The organism is Vibrio sp. 10N.222.46.A1, assembly GCF_041473595.1.
In the GTDB taxonomy this organism is placed as follows: Bacteria; Pseudomonadota; Gammaproteobacteria; order Enterobacterales; family Vibrionaceae; genus Vibrio; species Vibrio tasmaniensis_A.
The window spans coordinates 1-1,086 of sequence record NZ_JBFRSN010001491.1 but is presented as its reverse complement, the minus strand read 5'-3'; the positions used below and the strand labels follow the sequence as shown (position 1 = coordinate 1,086).

General features: G+C 45.2%; 1 protein-coding gene and 1 pseudogene. Both read right to left on the bottom strand.

Annotated features, from left to right (window positions below; all coding sequences use genetic code 11):
* Positions 1-168: 168 nt before the first annotated feature.
* Positions 169-786 carry a TRIC cation channel family protein gene (locus tag AB4496_RS27590; RefSeq protein ID WP_009848396.1) on the bottom strand — a complete coding sequence of 206 codons (618 nt, stop codon included), beginning with the start codon at positions 784-786 and terminating at the stop codon, positions 169-171.
* 74 nt (positions 787-860) lie between these two features.
* Positions 861-1,086: pseudogene (locus AB4496_RS27585) on the bottom strand (cobalamin-binding protein); the annotation flags it as partial.

Genomic DNA, 1,086 nt, shown 5'->3' with positions numbered 1-1,086 from the left:
ACTTACCTCAAACAACATTCATTCTCTAGATTTGAAACTAAAGGTTTGAACTCAGTTAGGTATTTTAAATTGTGAACGCAAAGTGTCACGAGAGCATTAGAATGGATTGCAGAACGAGCTGGATTAAAAAAGACTCCTTTGCGGAGCCTTTCACTTTGTAACGATAGCTTATTTGATAGCAAAGGTTGGCAGTGATAAGTGCCAACGAATAGCGCCAAGCCTAATCAATAGTGTCGTGAAGACGCCGGCCAAAAAGGCGGTTTCTGAGTCGTGTCCCATGTTGAGCGCCATGGTATGGAAAGTACCACCAATGATACAAGCGGTCGCATAGACTTCACTTCTTAGAATCATTGGCACTTCGCGTGCAAGCACGTCACGGATAATACCGCCACCACAGCCTGTGATAACACCCATGATAATGGCCACTAATGCCGAGTCTTGATAAATCAGTGCTTTTTCTACACCAATACCAACAAACACCGCTAAGCCGATCGCATCACATACCGGCAATATCCACCAAGCCAGACGCTTTGGACGTCTTACTATAATCATGGTCAGCAAACAGGTGGTGATGATAACCCAAAGGTAGGTGGTATCGGTGATCCAAAACACGGGAGTTGCTCCTAGTGCCATGTCACGAATAGTACCGCCGCCAATCGCGGTTACACTGCCTAGAACGGCTACGCCAAAGGGATCCATCTTAAGACGGCCAGCGACAAATACGCCTGAGACGGCAAAGATGGCGGTGCCAAATAAATCGATAATATAAAGCAGCATGGAGTCCATGATACTGGTGCTCTTATAGTTAAAATTGTAGGGACAGGTCGGTGGCGAATTGTACGAAAAAACGCTGCAAATAGTTAGTGATTTTGCCTAGCTCTATCGAAGAAATCGCACACTTGTTGGATTGCTTTCAAAGTTCTTGTTGTCGGGCGATTAATCCAGTCAGAATTAAGTGACCAAATCTGATTTTGAGCAACTGCCGGGATCTCATCTTCCCAAGTTTGCCACATGGTTCCATTCTCAATTGCGTGCTGAGAAGTGAAGATCACTTGCGGCTTCCTTAACACAACTTGTTCAATGCCA

Bases quoted from the DNA above. Each gene is read 5' to 3' on its own strand.
- AB4496_RS27590 (WP_009848396.1), bottom strand. From the start codon at position 786: ATGGACTCCATGCTGCTTTATATTATCGATTTATTTGGCACCGCCATC.